Origin of the sequence: Gemmobacter megaterium (genome assembly GCF_900156815.1) — a bacterium.
Lineage (GTDB): Bacteria > Pseudomonadota > Alphaproteobacteria > Rhodobacterales > Rhodobacteraceae > Wagnerdoeblera > Wagnerdoeblera megaterium.
This window is the reverse complement of sequence record NZ_FTOT01000009.1, coordinates 1-21,037: the sequence shown is the minus strand read 5'-3', so window position 1 is coordinate 21,037 and position 21,037 is coordinate 1. Positions and strand designations below refer to the sequence as shown.

15 protein-coding genes, 1 tRNA gene and 2 pseudogenes are annotated in these 21,037 nt (G+C 66.0%); 12 read left to right on the top strand and 6 right to left on the bottom strand.

Annotation, left to right across the window (positions count from 1 at the left end; genetic code table 11):
• Positions 1–36: 36 nt before the first annotated feature.
• The gene (locus BW970_RS16865; protein ID WP_076533650.1) at positions 37–2,577 is read right to left on the bottom strand and encodes a hybrid sensor histidine kinase/response regulator; all 2,541 of its coding nucleotides are present in this window, start codon (positions 2,575–2,577) and stop codon (positions 37–39) included.
• Positions 2,578–2,719: 142 nt separating this feature from the next.
• On the opposite strand from BW970_RS16865, the gene BW970_RS16860 reads away from it, so the two are divergent.
• Both BW970_RS16860 and pbpC read left to right on the top strand, forming a co-directional pair.
• The gene (locus tag BW970_RS16860) at positions 2,720–8,143 is read left to right on the top strand and encodes an alpha-2-macroglobulin family protein (RefSeq protein ID WP_076533648.1); all 5,424 of its coding nucleotides are present in this window, start codon (positions 2,720–2,722) and stop codon (positions 8,141–8,143) included.
• Positions 8,140–10,179 (top strand): penicillin-binding protein 1C, encoded by a 2,040-nt coding sequence (pbpC, locus tag BW970_RS16855; RefSeq protein WP_076533646.1) that lies wholly within the window; start codon positions 8,140–8,142, stop codon positions 10,177–10,179. Before BW970_RS16860 ends, pbpC begins: the two co-directional genes overlap by 4 nt.
• Before the next feature lie 54 nt (positions 10,180–10,233).
• On the opposite strand, the gene trhO is transcribed toward pbpC, so the two are convergent.
• Entirely contained in the window at positions 10,234–11,154 is a 921-nt protein-coding gene (trhO, locus tag BW970_RS16850) for an oxygen-dependent tRNA uridine(34) hydroxylase TrhO (RefSeq protein ID WP_076533644.1), read from the bottom strand.
• A 120-nt stretch (positions 11,155–11,274) separates the two neighbouring features.
• On the opposite strand from trhO, the gene pncA reads away from it, so the two are divergent.
• The 4 genes from pncA to BW970_RS16830 all read left to right on the top strand — a co-directional run bounded on the left by pncA (position 11,275) and on the right by BW970_RS16830 (position 16,060).
• Complete coding sequence (gene pncA / locus BW970_RS16845; protein ID WP_076533642.1) at positions 11,275–11,883, top strand: bifunctional nicotinamidase/pyrazinamidase; 609 nt, start codon at positions 11,275–11,277, stop codon at positions 11,881–11,883.
• A complete protein-coding gene (gene pncB / locus BW970_RS16840; protein ID WP_076533639.1) occupies positions 11,884–13,173 on the top strand; it encodes a nicotinate phosphoribosyltransferase in 1,290 nt (429 codons plus the stop codon).
• 149 nt (positions 13,174–13,322) lie between these two features.
• Positions 13,323–15,290, top strand: a complete 1,968-nt coding sequence (gene aspS / locus BW970_RS16835) for an aspartate--tRNA ligase (RefSeq protein WP_076533637.1) — start codon at positions 13,323–13,325, stop codon at positions 15,288–15,290.
• Positions 15,290–16,060 carry a BglII/BstYI family type II restriction endonuclease gene (locus BW970_RS16830; protein ID WP_076533635.1) on the top strand — a complete coding sequence of 257 codons (771 nt, stop codon included), beginning with the start codon at positions 15,290–15,292 and terminating at the stop codon, positions 16,058–16,060. Before aspS ends, BW970_RS16830 begins: the two co-directional genes overlap by 1 nt.
• Positions 16,061–16,123: 63 nt before the next feature.
• On the opposite strand, the gene BW970_RS16825 is transcribed toward BW970_RS16830, so the two are convergent.
• Both BW970_RS16825 and istB read right to left on the bottom strand, forming a co-directional pair.
• On the bottom strand, positions 16,124–16,756 hold the full coding sequence (locus tag BW970_RS16825; RefSeq protein ID WP_076533755.1) for an MT-A70 family methyltransferase: 633 nt from the start codon (positions 16,754–16,756) through the stop codon (positions 16,124–16,126).
• 237 nt (positions 16,757–16,993) lie between these two features.
• A pseudogene (gene istB, locus BW970_RS16820) lies at positions 16,994–17,572 on the bottom strand (IS21-like element helper ATPase IstB); the annotation flags it as partial.
• A gap of 37 nt (positions 17,573–17,609) precedes the next feature.
• On the opposite strand from istB, the gene BW970_RS16815 reads away from it, so the two are divergent.
• The 4 genes from BW970_RS16815 to BW970_RS16800 are packed head-to-tail and all read left to right on the top strand — an operon-like array spanning position 17,610 to position 19,828.
• Positions 17,610–18,506, top strand: coding sequence for a S49 family peptidase (locus tag BW970_RS16815; RefSeq protein ID WP_229740546.1), 897 nt, complete (start codon positions 17,610–17,612; stop codon positions 18,504–18,506).
• A 53-nt stretch (positions 18,507–18,559) separates the two neighbouring features.
• Positions 18,560–18,883 (top strand): head decoration protein, encoded by a 324-nt coding sequence (locus BW970_RS16810; protein WP_083701343.1) that lies wholly within the window; start codon positions 18,560–18,562, stop codon positions 18,881–18,883.
• 11 nt (positions 18,884–18,894) lie between these two features.
• Positions 18,895–19,209 carry a head-tail joining protein gene (locus BW970_RS16805; protein WP_076533633.1) on the top strand — a complete coding sequence of 105 codons (315 nt, stop codon included), beginning with the start codon at positions 18,895–18,897 and terminating at the stop codon, positions 19,207–19,209.
• A gap of 4 nt (positions 19,210–19,213) precedes the next feature.
• Positions 19,214–19,828: a DUF6441 family protein gene (locus tag BW970_RS16800; protein WP_076533631.1), complete on the top strand. Its 615-nt coding sequence runs from the start codon at positions 19,214–19,216 to the stop codon at positions 19,826–19,828.
• Here BW970_RS16800 and BW970_RS21140 read toward each other — a convergent pair.
• Positions 19,744–19,992: pseudogene (locus BW970_RS21140) on the bottom strand (phage tail tube protein); the annotation flags it as partial. The gene BW970_RS16800 and the pseudogene BW970_RS21140 sit on opposite strands and share 85 nt — an antisense overlap.
• Before the next feature lie 243 nt (positions 19,993–20,235).
• Here BW970_RS21140 and BW970_RS16790 point away from each other — a divergent pair.
• Both BW970_RS16790 and BW970_RS16785 read left to right on the top strand, forming a co-directional pair.
• Entirely contained in the window at positions 20,236–20,490 is a 255-nt protein-coding gene (locus tag BW970_RS16790; RefSeq protein ID WP_076533753.1) for a ribbon-helix-helix domain-containing protein, read from the top strand.
• A 4-nt stretch (positions 20,491–20,494) separates the two neighbouring features.
• A complete protein-coding gene (locus BW970_RS16785) occupies positions 20,495–20,806 on the top strand; it encodes a type II toxin-antitoxin system RelE/ParE family toxin (RefSeq protein WP_076533629.1) in 312 nt (103 codons plus the stop codon).
• A gap of 138 nt (positions 20,807–20,944) precedes the next feature.
• On the opposite strand, the gene BW970_RS16780 is transcribed toward BW970_RS16785, so the two are convergent.
• A tRNA-Met gene (locus BW970_RS16780) sits at positions 20,945–21,021 on the bottom strand.
• Positions 21,022–21,037: the final 16 nt, after the last annotated feature.

Sequence of the window (21,037 nt, the reverse complement as noted above, 5' to 3'; positions counted from 1 at the left end):
AGCTACCTGCGCGACTCATCCCCCAAAGGCCCGCGTTCAGCCATCGGTGGCGACGTCGGCTGACCGGGCCTTGGCCGCTTCGATGATCACCTGCACGATGGCGTTCTTTCGCAGGGGCTTGGTCATGTAGCGGTCGATCCCGGACGCGAGGATCTCTGCCTCGTCCCCGTCCATCGCATGAGCGGTCAAGGCGATGATCGGCACATGCCCACCCGTCTCTGCCTCGGCCGCGCGAATGGCGCGCGTTGCCTCTTTGCCATCCATCTCTGGCATTGAAATATCCATGAAGATCAGATCGGGCCTGAAACTCCGCCACAGTGCCACCGCCTCGTGACCGTTCGCGGCGAATTCCAGTTCGATGTCGAGATCCCGCACCATCTTGCCGAACACCAGTTGGTTGGTCCGGTTGTCCTCGGCCGCCAGAACCCGGATCTGCCGGACCGGATCGACCGTCTCGGCCTTGGCCGGCCTGGTTTCGGCCGGTGCGGACAAGGATTGCAGGCGCCGGAACAGATCGGATCGCAGGATCGGCTTTTGGAGAGTTGCGGCCAGATGGTTCGCCCCGGCCCCGCTGCGCGCGGCAGAGGGGTTGGAGGACAGCAGCACGATAGGCGCCCTGTGACCGGCCGCCCGGATCTGCTCGGCCAGCGCCAGCCCATCCATCTCCGGCATGTCGTGATCGGTCAGCACCACGTCGATACCCGGATCGCGCGCAAGTGCATCCAGCGCCTCGGCGCCGGACCGGCAGATCACGGTTTCCACACCCGCTGTTTCCAGTTGCCGTTGCAGGATCGTGCGGTTGATGAACTGATCGTCGACCACCAGCGCACGGTGCAGGGTAATGGGGACACCCGGCACCGGCGGCGCCCCTTCGGCCACCGGCAAGGCCAGCCGGAAGCCAAAGCAAGACCCCTTGCCCATTTCGGATTCCACCCAGACCGCGCCCCCCATACGCTCGATCAGCCGCCGCGTAATCGCGAGGCCCAGCCCCGTCCCCTCGAATTTGCGGTTGGCGGCATCCTCGACCTGATTGAATTCGCCGAAGACGTGATCAAGGTGCTCGGGCGCGATGCCGATGCCGGTATCCTCGACCGCGACATGCAGCTGCTGCCGTCCGTCCGCCACCTCGACCCCCACCACGCGGATCAGCACATGGCCACGCTCGGTGAACTTGACGGCATTGCCTGTCAGATTGGTCAGAACCTGCCGCAGGCGCCCTGGATCGCCGACAAACCGGGTCGGCAGGAACATGTCATAGTCGATCAGGATGTCGATACCCTTGGGCCGTGCCTTGGGCTGAAGCAGCATGGCAACTTCGTGGATCACACGCTCCAGATCGAAGGGTTCGGGATAGAGCGTGAGTCGTTCCGCCTCGATCTTGGAATAATCCAGTATGTCGTTGATGATAACGAGAAGCGCCTCGCCCGAACTCTTGATGGTCTCTGCAAACAGGCGCTGGTCTTCGGTCAGGGTGGTATCGCACAGCAGTTCCGCCATGCCGACGACCCCGTTCATCGGCGTGCGGATTTCGTGGCTCATATTGGCCAGAAAGGCGGATTTGGTGCGATTTGCCACCTCGGCCGCCTCGCGTGCGGCTTCCAGTTCGGCTTCTCGCCGTTTCTGCTCCGTGATGTCGATGCGCAGGCCGACACGACCACCGTCAGGGGTGCGGCGTTCCAGGACGCGCAGGGAACGACCATCTGCGAAATGCTGCTCCGTGTCGATCTCGGGTAGCTGGTGCCGCACCAGACGTTCGGCCAGCCATGCATCCTCGCGCCCGACGGCATCGGCATAGACACCCTGTGCCAGGCCGTGACGCACCAGATCCTCGACTGTCGCGCCGGGTCGCGTCGCCTCCTCGGCACCGGGATAGCGGGTGCGGAACCGCTGGTTGCACATGACAACCCGGTTCTGGTTGTCGAACAGAACAAATCCGTCCTGCAATGCCTCGATCCCGGCAACGACGCGCTTTTGTTCGGTGATGTCGATTGCCAGCGTCACCATGTCGCCATCGCGGGCACGGCGATCAATCAGGCGGGCCCAGGTGCCATTGCGAAACTGGATATCCTCGGCCGGAATCGGGTCGGCCTCCCACCGGGAGCACATGCGGGCGACCCAGGCATCCGGCGATTCGTCCCCGATCAGCATCACGCCGGCCGTCGCACACAGCGCGACGAGATCCGTATAGGTGATGCCGGGCCGCACCGCCGGATACCCGGCGAAGGGTTGCAGATACGCCTTGTTGGCCATCACAAGCCGGTGATGCGAATCAAAGACGGCGAACCCGTCGCGGATGGTGTCGATGGAATCCCACAGCCGCCGTTCGGCCATGACAGCCGCAGTATGCGCCCGATCCAGGTCTGTCAGAAAACGCGAGTTCTGGCCGCGCAACACCTCTGCCTGACTGCGGGCAGAGGCGGCGGCATGGCGCTGTTCCATGACCTGCTCTGTCAGCGCGCGGGCGTGCAGGGCCAGTTTTTCGTTTGCAGCGTGCAGTTCGCGGCTTTTCTGTTCCAGCAGCCGTTCCGCCGCCAGCCGCGCGCGCCGTTCCTGAGCCAGCCGTTCCGCTATGTCCATGCCCCGATCCGTTCCGGCCCACCCGTCCGTGCCATGCGCAGAATGCCCCCCTGGGGTGAACACGACGTTAAGCTGACACCCCCGTCCTTGCTTTGCGGTGGCCTTGCTGGCAGCATTCGCGCGCGTTCCGTAGGAGATTGAAATGTTCATTCGCGCCCTGTCGTTCGCCGTTCTGGCGCTGGTTTCTGTCGCTGGGGCTGCGCCCGCCCAGACCCTGCTGCCAGAGCGACGCAGCGTGCTGGCCGAAGGATTCGATCTGCCCGGCGGCGATCTGCGAACAATCCTGGATACCACGCTGGAAGCTTGCGAGCGCGCCTGCCTGACGGATCGGCGCTGTACCGCCTTTACCTACAACGCCCGCAACGGATCGTGTTTTCCCAAGTCGGATCCCGGATCTGCCACACCTTATGCCCAGGCGTTTTCCGGCCAGATGATGACCACAGCCCCGGAGGCCGAGGCCCAGGCCAGAACACGCAACCCGGATCTGGCGTTCCTGCCGCGCTGGATGGTCAGCCGCGCCACCCAGCAAGCCGCCGAGATGGGCCGCGCCCACGTGGCTGGTGCATTCGATCCGCAGGATCTGCGGCAAGCGGCGGTCGAGGCCGGATCGTCCGGCAACCCGTCCCGTGCCATGCGGTTGTGGGGCTCGGTTGCCAACATCACCGACATGGCATCGGATTGGGAAGAATACGCCCGTCTGTCACTTGCCGCCGCCAACGCCGACAGCAACCGGGCGCGGCCATTGCGCGAAACCGCCGCGCTTGCTGCGACCAATGCCTATCTGCGTTCAGGCTCGCCGGCGCAACGTCATACCATCCTGACCGTTCTGGCCGAGGCACTGGAGGCCGGCGGCATGGGCCGCAACGCCGTAGGCGCCCTGCGCATGGCCCAGCAGATCCAGTTCCGCGACGATACCGCTGCCGCGCTGGACCGTGCGACCGGCCTCTATGGCCTGCGGATTGAAGAACATGAGGTTCAGGCCGATCTGGCCAGCCCGCGCCTGTGCGCCACCTTTACCGAGGATCTGGTGGAAAAGGGTCTGGATTACACGCCCTTTGTCCAGTTGCCTCAGGCCGGGATGACGGTGGAACCCGGCGGCTGGCGCCAGTTGTGCGTCGCCGGGATGCAACATGGCCAGCGCGTCACAGTGACTTTCCGCGAAGGTCTGCCCGCCGCCGATGGGCAGACGCTGGCAAAATCGGTGGCGATCACGGCCTATGTCCGCGACCGTGCGCCACAAGTCCGCTTTCCCGGCACCGGCTTCGTGCTGCCGCGCACCGGGGCTCCGGCCCTGCCCGTACAGTCCGTCAACACCCCCCGGCTGGAGCTGGAACTGTACCGCATTTCCGACCGCAGCCTGATCCGCGCCATGCAGGCCGACTGGATGTCGCGCCCCATGGACGCCTGGGACGCCGAGCGGTTCTCGGGCTCTGTCGGCGAGCGGATCTGGCAGGGCAGCGCCGAGGTGCCGGTCGAGATCAACCGCGACATGACCACCCGCCTGCCGCTGTCCGAGGCGTTGCAGGGCCAGTCAGCGGGCATCTATGCGCTGAAAGCCAGGGTGCCGGGCGCCGAGGACTATGACAATGCCCCCGCCTGGCAATGGTTCGTCGTATCTGATCTGGGCGTCACCACCTTGTCGGGCGTCGATGGGCTGACCGTGGTCGTGCGCGGGCTGGCGGATGCCTCTGCCAAAGCGGGGGTCGATGTCCAACTGATCGCGCGCTCGAACCGGGTTCTGGGCACCGCCACCACGGATGATCAGGGCGTGGCGCGGTTTGACGCGGCGCTGACACGCGGCACCGGAACGGCGCAACCTGCGCTGGTTACAGTGGCCGAAGGCGAGGCCGACATGGCCTTTCTGTCGCTGACCGATCCGGAGTTCGATCTGTCGGACAGGGGCGTGGCCGGGCGCGAACCCAGCCCGCCCATCGACCTGTTCCTGGCCACCGACCGGGGCGCTTACCGCGCTGGCGAGATGCTGCATGTCACCGCGCTGGCCCGCGACGGCAATGGCCGCGCTCTGCCGGGGCTGCCACTGACCGCCCGCCTGCGCCGCCCCGATGGTGTGGAACATTCCCGCCAACGGATCGCGGATGTACAGGGCGGCTTCGCCTTTGCCATGCCTATCGCCGCCAATGCCCCGCGCGGGTCGTGGAAGCTGGATGTGCTTGCCGATCCCGATGCGCCGCCACTGGCCACCGCCAGCTTTGTGGTCGAGGATTTCCTGCCGGAGCGCATCGACTTTGACCTGAGCCTGCCGCAGGGGCCGCTGAGCCTTGGCAGCACTGGCGAATTGACGATTGCGGCGCGCTATCTGTTCGGTGCCCCCGGCGCCGGGCTGACCGGCGAAGGCGAAGTGATCCTGCGAGAGGCCAAGGGGCTGGACGGTTTTCCCGGCTACCGCTTTGGCATGGCCGACGCGCCGTTCCGCCCGGAACGCTTTGTCTTTGCCGATGGCCTGACCACTGGCGAGGATGGCACCGGAACGCTGGCCGCCACGATCCCCGATCTGCAAAACCCCGGTCGTCCACTGGAGGCGGTGGTGCAGGTGCGCCTGGCCGAAGGGTCGGGGCGGCCGGTCGAACGGTCGCTGACCCGCCCGGTGGCACCATCGGCCCCGCTGATCGGCATCAAGCCGGGGTTTGACGGCGTGGTCCCCGAACGCACCGAGGCGCGGTTCGACCTGATCGCGGTGGGGGACGGGCAGATGCCCGCCACATGGCGGCTGGACCGGATCGAGACGCGGTATCAGTGGTATCAGATGTATGGCAACTGGAACTGGGAGCCGATGACCACCCGCGCGCGCGTGGCGGAGGGTACCGCAACGCTTGGCACCGCGCCCAGCGCGATCAGTGCCACCGTGGAATGGGGCGAATATGAACTGACGGTCGCTGCCGCCGATGGCCGCGTGGCAAGCTCTGTCCGGTTCTTTGCGGGCTGGTACGCGCCCGCCGACACCACGCGCAGCCCCGACACGCTGGACCTGTCGCTGGACAAGCCCGCCTATGCCCCCGGCGAAACCGCGAAACTGCGTCTTGTGCCGCGGGCTGCGGGCACGGCGCTGATCTCGGTACTGTCAAACCGGGTCGTGGCGCTCAGGGCGGTAGAGGTGACCGAGGGCGAGAATACCATTGATCTGCCCGTCACCGACGACTGGGGCGCGGGGGTCTATGTCACGGTGTCGATCCTTCGGCCGATGGATGCAGCGGCGGGCCGCCTGCCTACGCGCGCCATGGGGCTGGCCCATGCAGCCATGGCTCCGGGCGACCGCAAGCTGACGGCCCGTCTGGACACCCCCGCCGAAGCGGCGCCGCGCGGCCCGCTGGAGGTTGCACTGCGTATCGAGGGCGTGCAGCCGGGCGAAACCGCCTGGGCCACGCTTGCCGCCGTTGATGTGGGGATCCTGAACCTGACGGCGTACAAGGCGCCCGACCCCGAGGGCCATTATTTTGGCCAACGCAAGCTGGGCGTGGGCATCCGCGACCTGTACGGGCGGCTGATCGACGGGCTGAACGGCGCCGAAGGCATGGTCCGCTCGGGTGGCGATGCGGCCATGCCCCGGCTGCTGGCCCCGCCCCCGACAGAGGATCTGGTCGCCTATTTCCAAGGCCCGGTCGAGGTGGGCGCCGATGGGCTGGCCCATGTCCGCTTTGACCTGCCATCGTTCAATGGCACAGTGCGGGTGATGGCGGTGGTCTGGTCCGACAGCGGTGTCGGGCAGGCACAGGCCGATGTGCTGGTGCGCGATCCGGTGGTGGTGACTGCCAGCCTGCCGCGCTTTCTGCAACCCGGCGATACCAGCCGCCTGCTGCTGGAAATCGTTCATGCGACCGGACCTGCGGGCCGCATGGGACTGGACGTCACCGCGCAAGGCGCCGCTCTGGGCACGGTCCCTTCGGGCGTCGATCTGGAACCGGGCGGCAAGGCGGTGGTGCAGATCCCCGTCAGCGCACAAGAGGAAGGGCTCGCATCCGTCGAGGTGCGTCTGACCACGCCCGATGGCAAGGTGCTGATGAAGCCGCTTGCCCTGCCGGTACAGGCCAATGATCCCGAAACCCAGCGCATCAGCCGGCTGGATCTGGCGCCGGGCCAGTCGGTCACGCTGGACAGCGCGGTCCTGGCCGAATTCCGCCCCGGCACTGCACGCGCCATGGTCAGCGCAGGCAGTCTGGCGCGGTTCGATGCCCCCGGCCTGCTGAGCGCGCTGGACGCCTATCCCTATGGCTGCACCGAACAGATCACCTCGCGCGCATTGCCGCTGATCTATTTCGACCAGGTGGCACAGGCGATGGACCTGCCCGGCGCCGCGACGGCCCGCGAACGGATCGTCCAGGCAATTTCCGAAGTCTTGCTGAACCAGACCACCGAAGGCGGTTTTGGCCTGTGGTCCGCAGTCTCGGGCGGGGACATGTGGCTGGATGCCTATGTGACCGATTTTCTCTCGCGCGCCCGGAGCCAGGGGTTCGAGGTGCCGGATCGTGCCTTCCGGTCTGCGCTGGATAACCTGCGCAATCGCGTGAACTATGCCGGCGACTTCGAGAATGGCGGCGAGGATCTGGCCTATGCGCTGATGGTGCTTGCCCGCGAAGGGGCGGCGGCCATTGGCGATCTGCGGTACTATGCCGATGTGAAGGCAGGCGATCTTGCCACCCCGCTGGCCGTGGCCCAACTGGCGAGTGCGCTGGCCTATTACGGGGATCAGCCGCGCGCCGACGCGCTGTTCCGCCGGGCAGCCGATCAATCAATGAACCGCAAGGGGCAAGAGGCCGAACAGGTCTGGCGCGCCGACTTCGGGTCCAACCTGCGCGATGCAGCGGGGGTTCTGGCGCTGGCGCTGGACGCGGGCAGCACCGCCATCAACCGCGAGGACTTTGCCGCCCGCATTGCCGCATCGGTCGGGGAGCGCGCACTGTCCACCCAGGAACAGGCATGGATCCTGCTGGCCGCGCACGGCATGGTCGGGGGAACCGGGGCCGAAGGGCTGGTCGTGGATGGCGCGACGGTATCCGGGCCGCTGGTGCGCCGGTTTGACGGATTGGCGCCCATGACCATCACCAACACCGGCGCCGCCCCGACGACACTGACCATCGCCGCCTTTGGACAACCCGAAGGCGCCGAGGGCGAAGGCGGCAACGGCTATGTCATCGCGCGCAGTTACTATACGCTCGATGGCGCCGAAGCGGACCCCGCAAGCGTCACCTCCGGCACCCGCCTTGTCACGGTGCTGGAGGTCACGCCACTCGGGTCCGGCGAGGCGCGGTTGATGGTGGCCGATCCGCTGCCCGCCGGGTTCGAGATCGACAACCCGAACCTGCTGCGCGGCGGCCAGATCGGTGCGCTGGACTGGCTGGAGACCGAAGGCGACGTGGCGCATTCGGAATTCCGGCAGGACCGTTTCCTGACCGCCATCGACCGGCGCGATGATCGGCCGTTCCGGCTGGCCTATATCGTCCGGGCCGTCAGCCCCGGCACTTTCCACCATCCGGCGGCGACGGTCGAGGATATGTACCGCCCCACCTTCCGCGCCCGGACAGCCAGCGGCGAGGTGACGGTCACGCAATGATCGCGCGGGGCGCCTTTGCGCTGGCGGCGGGCCTGTGGCTGGCCGCCGTTGCGCGCGACGGGGTGGATGGTTGGGTAGCGGCAACCGACTTGCCCCCGCTGACCATTCCCACCGGGGCCGAGGTGGTGGCCCGCGACGGCCGTCTGCTGCGCGCCTGGACGGTGGCCGATGGCCGATGGCGGCTGGCAACCGATGCCAGCCGGGTGGATCCGTTGTTCCTGTCGATGCTGGTGGCCTATGAGGACCGGCGCTTTGCGACCCATCCCGGCGTGGATCTGCGCGCCATGGTGCGGGCTGTGGCGCAGGCGGTCTGGCATGGGCGCGTGGTCTCGGGCGGATCCACGCTGACGATGCAGGTCGCCCGGTTGCTGGAGGAAAGCGGCACGGGCAGGCTGTCGGGCAAGCTGCGCCAGATCCGCGTGGCGCTGGCGCTGGAGCGGCGGCTGACCAAGGGGCAGATCCTCGATCTGTATCTGTTGCTGGCCCCCTATGGCGGCAATCTGGAAGGGGTGCGCGCCGCCAGCCTGTCGTGGTTCGGGCGCGAACCAACCCGCCTGACCCCGGCGCAGGCCGCGCTGCTGGTCGCCCTGCCCCAGTCGCCCGAGGCGCGGCGGCCCGACCGCAGCCAATCTGCGGCCGCGCAAGGCCGCGCGCGGGTGCTGGCGCGTGCCTTGGCCGCCAGTCTGATCGACATGGACACCGCCACCACGGCCCGCACCGAAGCCCTGCCCCGCAGCCGCCAGGACTTTCCCCGCCTTGCCCCCCATCTGACCGACCGCATTCGCCGCGGCGCCCCCGAGCAGCCCCGTCATGCGACCACCGTCGATGCCGATCTACAGGCCCGGCTGGAAGCCCTGGCCGCCGATGCGGTGCGCCACCATGGCGCACGCTTGCAGGTCGCGCTGGTGGTGGCGGATCACCGCTCTGGCGAGATCCTGGCCTCCGTCGGATCGGCGGCCTACGAGAATGACACGCGGCAAGGGTTTGTGGACATGACGCAAGCCCTGCGCTCGCCGGGTTCCACACTCAAGCCGCTGGTCTATGCGCTGGCCTTCGATCAGGGGCTTGCCCATCCGGAAACCCTTATCGAGGACCGTCCCATAGCCTTTGGCCGCTATCAGCCGCAGAACTTCGACCGCCAGTTCCGTGGCACCGTCCGCGTCCGCGCGGCGCTGCAACTGTCGCTGAACATTCCCGTCGTCACACTGACCGAGGCCATTGGCCCCGAACGTCTGATGCAGGGATTGCGGCGCGCAGGGGTTGATGCGGTGCTGCCGGGGGGCGGGCCCGCAGGGCTTGCCGTCTCGCTTGGCGGCGTCGGCGTGTCGCTGGAGCATCTGACCGGGCTTTACGCCGCGCTTGCACGTGGCGGCGTCGCCCGACCGCTTTCAGCCGTACCAGAGGGCGGCAGCGAAGGCGAGCGGCTGATATCGCAGGTCGCGGCCTGGCAGATTGGCGACATTCTGGCCGGGCTGCAACCGCCCGACGGAACACCTTCGGGCCGCATCGCCTGGAAAACCGGCACAAGCTATGGCCACCGGGATGCCTGGGCGGTGGGATGGGACGGGCGGCATGTCGCAGGTGTCTGGATGGGCCGCGCGGATGGCACGCCGGTCCCCGGCGCCTTTGGCGGCGATCTGGCCGCCCCGATCCTGTTTGCGGCGCTTGCCCGCACCAGCCCGCGCCCGTCCCCCCTGCCCCCCCCGCCCGCTGCGACATTGCAGGTCGAGAACGCCAGACTGCCGCTGCCGCTGCAACGGTTCCGCCCGCGTGGCAGCATCGTGGCACAGGGCGCCTTGCCCGAAATTGCCTTTCCGCCAGACGGGGCAGAGGTGGCGCTGGACGGGGCGCCGTTGCTGGCGCGGGTACGCGGCGGCACACCACCATTCACCTGGATGGCGAATGGACAACCGCTCGACATCGGCACATCTGCGCGCGAAAGCCACCTGTCGCTGCCGGGTCTTGGGCCCCTGACACTTTCGGTCATTGATGCCAACGGCCAGGCGTCGCGGGTCAAGGTAACGCTGGCGCATTGATGCGGCCCGGCCAATCGCCCGAACAGGTGCAGGCCGCACCCTGCAAGGCAACGGCTACGCGCCCGAGATCGCCCCATCGCCCATGTGAACCGTGCCACGCGCCTGTGCCAGCCGCACCTGCCGCATCCGCTCGCGAAACCGCGCGCGGCGGGCGTCGTCGTAGTCATGGATACAGGCCGCGCAACTGACGCCTTCCTCGTAATCAGGATGTGCCCGGTCCTCGGGGGTCACGGGGCGGCGGCAGGCGTGGCACATGGCGTTGTCGCCCTGCCGCAGCCCATGTCCGACCGACACCCGCTGATCGAACACAAAGCATTCACCCTGCCACAGGCTGTCATCGGCAGGCACGTCTTCGAGGTATTTCAGGATGCCACCCTTGAGGTGGAACACCTCTTGCACGCCCTGCGCCAGCAGCCAGTTGGTCGATTTCTCGCAGCGAATGCCGCCGGTGCAGAACATGGCGATGCGCTTGTTGTGAAAGCGGTCGGCATTTTCAGCCCACCAGGCGGGAAATTCGCCGAAACTGCGCGTGCCGGGATCCACTGCCCCCTCGAATGTGCCGATCGCCACCTCATACGCGTTGCGGGTGTCGATCACGGCCACATCCGGCGCACTGATCAGGGCGTTCCAGTCCCTGGCTTCGACATAATGCCCGACACGGGCACGCGGATCGACATCGGGTTGGCCCATGGTCACGATCTCGCGCTTGAGACGCACCTTCATGCGGCCAAAGGGCATATCGGTCGCAGGGCTTTCCTTCCACTCCAGATCCGCGCATCCCGGCAGGGCACGGATATGCGCAAGCATCGCATCAATTCCGGCCCGGCTGCCTGCGATGGTGCCGTTGATCCCCTCGCCCGCCAGCAGAAGCGAGCCGCGCACGCCTTGCGCGCGGGCAAGGTCCAGCAACGGCCCGCGCAACGCTGCGGGGTCGGCAAACCGGGTGAAATGATAGAGGGCGGCCACGATGATCATGCCGCTCTCCTGCCCCCAGTGCTGCGAAAACGCAAGGCCCGCAAGTGCCGCAGGCGATTGACGCGCCCCGCAGCGCCCCTTACGCAACAGGCATGTGACGGCCATCAGGGGAGGATCCATATGCGCCCGGCCACAGACGCCCTGATCGTGATCGACATCCAGAACGACTTCTGCCCCGGCGGCGCACTGGCAGTCGCCGAAGGCGATACGGTTGTCCCGCGCGTCAACGCCTTGATGGACGCATTCTCTACCGTGATCCTGACGCAGGATTGGCATCCGTCCAGCCATGCCAGCTTTGCCGCGAACCATCCGGGGAAAGCGCCGTTCGACACGGTAGAGCTGTCCTACGGGGCCCAGACATTGTGGCCCGCCCATTGCGTGCAAGGCAGCCATGGCGCGGCATTTCACCCCGATCTGCGCACTGATCCGGCGCAACTGGTGATCCGCAAGGGGTTTCGCAGCGGGATCGACAGCTATTCGGCGTTTTTCGAGAACGACCGCGCCACACCCACCGGGCTGGAGGGCTACCTGCGCAATCGGGGGATCACCGCGATCACCCTTGTCGGACTGGCGACAGATTTCTGTGTGGCCTTCTCGGCGCTGGATGCCGCGCGGCTGGGGTTTGGCGTGACGGTGGATCTGGCCGCCTGCCGGGCCATCGACCTGGATGGATCGCTTGCCAATAGCCTGCGCGCCATGCGCGCCGCCGGTGTAGCGCTGGAGGATTGAATGGACATTGCCGCCCGCGTTCACAACCATAACTGGAAGATTGACCCGATCGTCCGGTCGCTGATCGACACCGACTTTTACAAGTTGCTGATGTGCCAGTCGATTTATCGCAACAAGCCCGAAACCTCGGTGGCCTTCAGCCTGATCAACCGCACGAAATCTGTCCGGCTGGCCGATCTGATCGACGAGGGCGAGCTGCGGGAACAACTGGATCACGTGCGCAGCCTGTCGCTGAGCCGCGGCGAAAGCACTTGGCTGCGCGGCAACATGTTCTATGGCAAGCGCCAGATGTTCCGCCCCGATTTCATGGAATGGTTCGAAGGGCTGCGCCTGCCCGCCTACCACCTGGAAAAGCGGGATGGGCAGTACGAGTTGACCTTTGAAGGCCAGTGGCCCGAAGTCATGCTATGGGAGATCCCCGCGCTGGCCGTTCTGATGGAGCTGCGCAGCCGGGCCGTTCTGAAAGGCATGGGCAAGTTCGAGCTTCAGGTGCTGTATGCCCGTGCCACCACGCGGCTGTGGGAAAAAATCCAGCGCCTGCGCCAGTTGGAACGATTGAAGATTGCCGATTTCGGCACCCGGCGACGCCATGGCTTTCTGTGGCAGGACTGGTGCGTTCAGGCGATGCAGGAAGGGCTGGGCGACAAGTTCACCGGCACATCGAACTGCAAGATCGCCATGCGCCGTGACATCGAGGCCATCGGGACCAACGCCCATGAGCTGCCCATGGTCTATGCCGCATTGGCGCAGGACGATGCCGAACTGGCCGAGGCGCCCTATCGCGTGCTTGCCGACTGGCACGAGGAACATGACGGCAATCTGCGCATCATCCTGCCCGACACCTACGGCACCGAGGGCTTTCTGAAACGCGCGCCCGACTGGCTGGCAAGCTGGACCGGCATCCGCATCGATTCCGGCGATCCCGGTCAGGCGGCAGAGGCCGCCATCCGCTGGTGGCAAGAGCGCGGCGAGGATCCGCGCCGCAAACTGGTGATCTTTTCCGACGGGCTGGATGTGGAAAAGATCGAGGAATTGTACCACCAGTTCCTGGGGCGGGTGAAAGTGTCGTTCGGGTGGGGAACCAATCTGACCAACGATTTCCGCGGTCTGGTGCCAAACGACGCGCTGGCCCCGTTCAGTCTGGTCTGCAAGGCGGTCTCTGCCGACGGGCGCCCCACGGTGAAACTCTCGGACAATCCCAGCAAGGCAATGGGGCCGGCGGACGAAATCGCGCGCTACAAGCGGGTGTTCGGCGTCGGCGATCAGGTGGCCAGCGAGGTTCTGGTCTGACCCTCGGGCCGTGTGCGGGATGGCAGGCCGGTGCCTCCGGCGGGGATATTTGGATCAGAGCGAAGGATGGGGGCCCGCCCGCCCTTGACTTCGCCCGCTGCCCGCGCTTTCACGGCGCGGTCACGAAAGCCCCGCGGAAAGGGAAGCCCATGCACGCCTATCGCAGCCATACCTGTGCCGGATTGAACAGCGCGAATGTCGGGCAGGATGTGCGCCTGTCGGGCTGGGTGCACCGGGTACGCGACCACGGGGGCGTGCTGTTCATCGACCTGCGCGACCACTACGGCATCACCCAGGTGCTGGCCGATGCCGACAGCCCGGCGCTGCCTGCGCTGGAAAAGCTACGGGCGGAAAGCTGCATCCGCATTGACGGCCGGGTAAAGGCGCGGGATGCCGCGCTGGTCAACCCCAAGCTGCCAACCGGCGAGATCGAGGTCTATTGCACGGACGTAGAGGTGCTGGGCCCGACCGATGACCTGCCGCTGCCAGTGTTCGGAGAGCCGGAATACCCCGAGGAAACCCGGCTGACCTACCGTTTCCTCGACCTGCGGCGCGAGACGCTGCATTCCAACATGATGCTGCGCTCGAACGTCATCCGGTCGATCCGCAACCGGATGTGGGAGGCGGGCTTCAACGAATTCCAGACGCCGATCATCACCGCCTCGTCACCCGAAGGGGCGCGCGACTTTCTGGTGCCGTCGCGTTTGCATCCGGGCAAATTCTATGCACTGCCGCAGGCTCCGCAGCAGTTCAAGCAGTTGCTGATGGTCTCGGGCTTTGACCGCTATTTCCAGATCGCGCCGTGTTTCCGCGACGAGGATCCGCGCGCCGACCGCTCGCCCACCGATTTCTACCAGTTGGATCTGGAGATGTCCTTCGTCACCCAAGAGGATGTGTTCGCCACCGTCCAGCCGGTGATCCAGGGCCTGTTCGAAGAATTCGGGCGGGGCCGCACCGTCAGCACCGACTGGCCGCGCATCGCCTATCGTGACTCGCTGCTGTGGTATGGCTCGGACAAGCCCGACCTGCGCAACCCGATCAAGATGCAGATCGTGTCGGATCATTTCCGTGGATCGGGCTTTGCGATCTTTGCCAAGCTGCTGGAGCAGGAGGGCACCGAGATCCGCGCGATTCCGGCACCCAAGGGCGGCAGCCGCAAGTTCTGCGACCGGATGAACGCCTTTGCCCAACAGCAGGGCCTGCCGGGGATGGGGTATATCTTTTGGCGTCCAAAAGCCGAGGCGGACGCCGAACGTGAGATTAACCGTCTCTACGCACTCAGACGCGCTGGGCAGCACGATGGCCCTATTACAATCGCGATCCAAAGTGAATGGGACGATGAAAAGAAGAACGCTGCGAACGAAATTCAAGAGACTCTGATTGAGGGCGACATTGTTCGCGCCAAGTTCTTGATTGATGCTTATTTTGGCGAACACGAGGCCAGCGGCCCCTTGGCCAAGAACATCGGCCCCGAACGCACCGAGGCGATCCGCCAGCAACTGGGCCTTGGCGTGGGCGATGCCGCGTTCTTCCTCGGTGGCAAGCCGGAAACCTTCGAGGCGGTCGCCGGCCGGGCCCGCAACGAAATCGGCCGCGAACTGGGCCTGACCGAAACGGACACCTTCCGCTTTGCCTGGATCGTCGATTTCCCGATGTACGAAAAGGACGCGGAAACCGGCAAGATCGACTTCAGCCACAATCCTTTCTCGATGCCGCAGGGGGGCCTTGAGGCGCTGAACGGCGACCCGTTGGAGGTTTACGCCTATCAATACGACCTGGCCTGCAACGGCTACGAGCTGATTTCCGGTGGCATCCGCAACCATACCCCCGAAATCATGTTCAAGGCCTTCGAACTGGCGGGCTATGGCAAGGACGAGGTGGAAAAGCGTTTCGGCGGCATGGTCAAGGCATTCCGCTATGGCGCGCCTCCCCACGGCGGCTGTGCGGCGGGCATCGACCGTATCGTCATGCTGTTGGCCGATGAGGCGAACATCCGGCAGGTCATCCTGTTCCCGATGAACCAGCGCGCCGAGGATCTGCTGATGAACGCGCCCAGCGAGCCGACGAACGACCAACTGCGCGAGCTGCGCCTGCGCGTGCTGCCGAAAGACGCCTGATGCTGGCGGGGTTGCGCGCGGCTGGGTTCGACGTTCTGGCGCTGAACCATGCCGAGGCGATCCTCAGCCATGATTTCCCCGATCAGTTGGGCGGCCTTGTGGCCGCCCTTCGCACATTCCGGGTAGGCATTGCCGAGGTGATCGGCGGGGGAGGGGGCGAAAGCGGCCAGACCCGCCGTCTGCGCCATGCCCTGAGCGATGCGGGGTGGCACAAGCACAAGTTCAGCGTGCAGACCATCGTCGACGGGAATGAACGCGCCTCTATCAGCCACGAGGTCGATCATGTGCGCTTTGCCCCTCATGGCGGGCTGGCGCTGGAGATCGAGTGGAACAACAAGGATCCCTTCTTCGACCGCGATCTGGAGAATTTCAAGCGCCTGCACGCCTTGTCCGCCATCAGCCTGGGGATCATCGTCACCCGCGGCCGCAGCCTGCAAGAGGCGATGCTGCCCCGTATCCGAGGCTGGATGGAGGTGCAGGGCCTTGCCTCGGAGGATGATCTGGACCGGCTGGGGATCTCGGAACGGACCAATGCCCAGCGACGGGCCGTTGCGGCCCAGGTCGCGCGTGGCACCGGCTTTGCCGAGGCTTTTGCGCGCAAGTTCGTGGCCGACAAGTTCGGTGCCGCCAGCACCCATTGGGCCAAGCTCGAGGATCGGGTCAGGCGCGGCGTGGGCAACCCCTGCCCGCTCTTGCTGATCGGCCTGCCAGAAGGCACCCTGTCGGATGATACGCCACGCCAAGCGCCTGAACCGGACCTGTTCGGCTGATCCTGCGGTCGTTGCGCGCTGACAAGAATATCCCCGTCCGACGCCCGGCGGACCGCAGATGCCCTATTCCGCCGCCAGCCCCGAATTGTAGCCGTAGGTTTTCCACGTCGGCTTGTAATCGGCATCGGCCTGATTGCCCCAGACCGTCCAGCCGGGCCGCACGCCACGCCCGAACAGTTCCAGATACGGCCCCCAAGAGCAGCTTTCGATCAGTTCGTACTGTTCATCGGGCTTGCGGGAATGCTCGCGCTTGCGGGTGGACAGGAAGTTCACCTGCCGCCGCCCGGCATCGAGCGTGCGGACATTCTTACCGCGCGTTCCGAACAGGATGATCTCGGTCACGTTGCGGAAATAGAACCCGACGCCGCGCCCGTCGGACCCGCCGTCCTTGCGTTCCTTGTGCCAGATCAGGTTCGACTTGTACTCGAACCCCCAGGCGGCCAGCACCCGCAGCCCGTCGGGCAGCAAGGCATTGGGCACCCACAGATAGCAATGCGCGCGGTCCTCCAGATGATCGGCAACCGGCAAGGCGCAGATATCGTCCAATGTCATCGTCGGATAGCGCGACAACCGGCGATGTTCCGGCGCCACCTTGCCGGTACGGTTGGCAAACCGCCAAGGCGGGTCGGCCATCACACAGCCGAAGCGGTCGGAGCCGAGAAACCGGCGAAGATCCAAGGCTGCATCAGAGGTCATCGGCTGGGTCGCATCAAGGGTCATGTGCGCCCACTGTGACCCGTGCCAGACCCGGAGTAAAGCACCGAATGCCCGGTCGCCGGAGACAACCGCGGGGCTTGGGTCAGGTGACCTCCCACTGGTGTTTCCTCCAGCCACGACCGGAGCCCGGTGTGTTGATTTCCACCCAGAAGTGACCCGGGTTTTTCATCGAGAATTGACCCGCCTGAAGGTTATGTTCTGCGGGTTATGCTTGGGTCAAGACATGCGAGGTCTCCCTTTTGGTTTTGGCTGCTGCTGACTGGCCTTGATGCGGAAGCTGTCGTTGCCTGTTTCAAGGATGTGGCAGCGGTGGGTGAGACGGTCGAGCAAGGCGGTGGTCATCTTGGCGTCACCGAACACCGTGGCCCATTCGCTGAAGCTGAGGTTGGTTGTGATGACGACGCTGGTGCGCTCGTAGAGCTTGCTCAAGAGGTGGAACAGCAATGCCCCGCCTGAGGCGCTGAACGGCAGATAGCCCAACTCGTCCAGGATCACGAGATCGAGCTTGGTCAGGCCTTCGGCGATCTGTCCGGCCTTGCCCTTTGCCTTTTCCTGTTCAAGGGCGTTGACCAATTCGATGGTCGAGTAGACGCGGACCTTGCGGCGGTGATGTTCGATGGCTTGAACACCGATGGCCGTTGCAACGTGGGTTTTGCCGGTGCTAGGGCCGCCGATCAGAACCACGTTCTGTGCCCCGTCCATGAACTCACAGCGATGTAGGGTCCTGACAGTGGCCTCGTTGATCTCGCTGGTTGCGAAGTCGAAGCCTGACAGATCTTTATAGGCGGGGATCCGCGGCATTGCGCTCGACATCGACAGCTTCGGTGGTGAGGTGGCAGGAGCCTTCGATCTGGCGGATCGCCTCCGCGCCGCGCGTGCGCAGAAGCCAGTTCATGCCTTCGTCGCCGATCACGCCCTCTCGGCGGCCTATGCACTGGCCTCTCAGGCCGACCGGATCATCCTGCCCCGCACCGGCGCTGTCGGCAGCATCGGTGTCGTCGCCATGCACAGCGACATGAGCGGGGCGCTGGACCAGAAGGGCATCGCCGTCACGCTGATCCATGCCGGGGCGCACAAGGTCGATGCGAACCCCTATCAGCCGCTCCCCGAGGCGGTCCGCACGCGGATCGCGGGCGAGTTGGAAGACCTGCGCCAGCTCTTCGCCGAAACCGTCGCCGAAGGTCGTGGCCGCCGCCTCGACACCCTTCGGGCGCTGGACACCGAAGCCGCCGTGTTCCGCGGCGAGGCGGCGGTCTTCGCCGGTCTCGCCGATGAGGTGGCCGATCCGGTCACCGCCTTCCGCGCTTTCGCCGCCGCACCCCGCGGCACATCCACCCCCAGAGGAAAGGGCCCGATGATGACCACTGCCCCCGAAGACCATACACAGCCGCCGACCGCGCCTTTTGCCAGCCCCCCGCCGGAACCGGCCGCGCCCGCGGCAGTCGCGCCGCCGCAGACGGCGGCGGCCGCGATGTCGCCCGAAGCCATCCGCGCCGAGGCGGCCGAGGTCGCTCAGGTCTGCGCGCAGGCCGCCCGGCTCGGAATTCGGATCGATACCGCCGATGCCGTCGCCAAGGGTGTGAAACCCGAGGCCCTGCGCGCCAAGGTCCTGGCCGATCTTGCCGCGCGAAGCGATGCTGCAGGCATCATCGCCACCGCTCCGGCACCCGGGGCGAAGGAAAGCCCCATCGTCGCGGCCGCCAAGAAATCGGCCGCCGCCTCGCGCTGACGCGCACCGCCCGGATCGGGCGCCCCCACCCCCAACATCCTGGAGTCTGAACCATGCCCGTCCTGACGGAACCGCCCAGCATGGGCGATGTCCTCAAATATGAGGTCAACCCGAACTACACCCGCGAGGTGGTGACGCTCCTCGCGGGCACGCCCTACCCCGTGGGCTCCGTCCTTGGCCGCATCACCGCCAGCGGCGAGTACAAGCTGGCCACCAGCGGCGGCAGCGATGGCGCGCAGACCGCCCCGGCGGTGCTTCTGTATACCCGACAGCATCTCGACGAGAAGGGCCGCTGGATCGACGTGATGACCGAGGCCTCGATCCTGCCGGTGAACAAGCGGCTGCGGCTGGCGATCCGCCTGCACACGTCGAACTGACGGACGCACCCATGTCCGTCTTTGCCGCCGCCATGGACCGCATCTTCACCCACGCTGACATGGCGGCCTCGGCCCTCTGGATCTCGGCCACCACCTCCGAGGAGCGCCCGATTCGCATCATCCGCCGCGCGCCCGACCGCGTCACCGACTTCTGCGCGGGGCGCTTCGTCAGCGACACGACGGTGGTGGACGTGCGCGTGGCCGACCTCCCCGCCCCTCGGCAGGGCGATGTGATCGTCATCGGCGCCGACAGCCATGTCATCCAGGGGGAACCCCTGCGCGACCGGGAACGGCTGATCTGGACACTCGACCTGCGCCCGGCGTGACCCGATGAAACTGAAGCTCGAGATCAGCCCCGACCTCGCCGCCCTGATGCAGGCGGAAATCGCAGCCGGTGAAAAGGCTGTCACCGCCGCCATGCGCGAGGCGGGCGCGGGCCTCAAATCCGCCTGGCGAGGCCAGATCACCGGCGCGGGGCTTGGCGCGGGGCTTGGCACCCGGCTTGGCAACTCGATCCGGCTTGCCATTTATCCCAAGGGCGGCGAGAGCCTGAACGCCGCGGCGCTGGTCTGGTCGAACGCCCCGGTGATCGTCGGCGCGCATGACACCGGACCACTGATCCGGTCGCGCATCGGGTTCTGGCGGGCCATCCCCACCCCGGTCGCAGGCAAATCCACCCGCGGCGGCCGCATTCCCCCAGGCGAATGGGAGTGCCGCACGGGACTGCGGCTGAGGTTCATTTACCGGCGACGCGGGCCCAGCCTGCTCGTGGCCGAGGGGCGGTTGAACAGCAAGGGCCGTGCTGTGGCGTCACGGGCTAAGACCGGCCGTGGGCTGACCACCGTGCCGATCTTCCTCCTGGTGCCGCAGGTCATGCTCGGCAGCGTCCAGTTGCCGGACTGGAAGGTGTGGGTCTTGGGCGTGGTGCCGGTGGTCGTGGGCTGACCGAAGGCCGCCTTCAGCCAGAGGCCGAAGTTCTCGACATCGATCGGCACGACGACATCCCCATCGGCCGTGACCGCATCCTTGATTGGGGCCAGCGGGTCACGCCCCTGGCCCAGCAGTTACGAGGCGATCAGCGGCTGTTCGGAGCCGAGCGTGGTGCTGGAGTGCAACCGCACCGGTCCTTGTCGGTTCCATCGTGGCCCTTGCGGCTTGCCAGATCGCCCTGTCCCTCCTGCTGAACCGAACCCGAACGGAACATCCTTGACCCTCGCGCCTTGGGGGTCCGGCTCAGGATCGTCCCTTGCGTTTCTTACGCGTCTTTCAACGGGATCGGTTCTAAGATCCCTCAGACCCTTGCTCGTGTGCTCATTCTTGCTTATCTTGAAGACAAGCGGATGGAGGCCAGCATGTCCCAAACCACGACGATGACAGTCCGCATCAGCGGCACGCTGAGCGAGTTCGTGGCGTCGAACGTAGGCGAGAACGGATCGTATGAGAACATCAGCGAATACGTCCGCGACCTGATCCGACGCGACAAGGAGCGGGCGGAGCGGGAGGCGTTTGATCGTCTGAGAGTTGAACTGACGCGCGCCTTCGCTGCGCCGGAGGAAAGCTATCGTCCGCTGACCGCTGCGGAGGTGATCGCCCGGAACCGGGGATAGCGACGTGGCCATCCGCGTCCAGGAGGCCGCATCGCTGCGACTTGACGAGATCTACCGCTACACCCGCGACCGCTGGGGGGACGAGCAGGCGGATCGATACATCACCGACCTCTTCGCAGCGTTCGACCAGATCGAAGGTCATGGCGTCGCGTCACGGCCCATCCCGGCCGAGTTCGGGGTCGAGGGCTTCTACTTCCGGCACGAGCAGCATTTCGTGTACTGGCGGCGTCTGTCGAACGGGGGCGTCGGCATCGTGACGATCCTGCACGAGCGGATGCATCAGATGGACCGGTTTCGGGAGGATCTTCCGAAGTGAAGGACGGCTCCGGCGACGATTATCCGCCCCGTCGATGGGGGGCTCGTAAAACGTTGACCAGGTGTTGACAAGAATTCGCAACGCAAAAAACCCGATTGTTTGAGTCGGGTTCTAAGCATTTGATATTGTTGAGAGATTTGGTTGCGGGGGCAGGATTTGAACCTGCGGCCTTCAGGTTATGAGCCTGACGAGCTACCGGGCTGCTCCACCCCGCGCCATTGTAGGGAGATT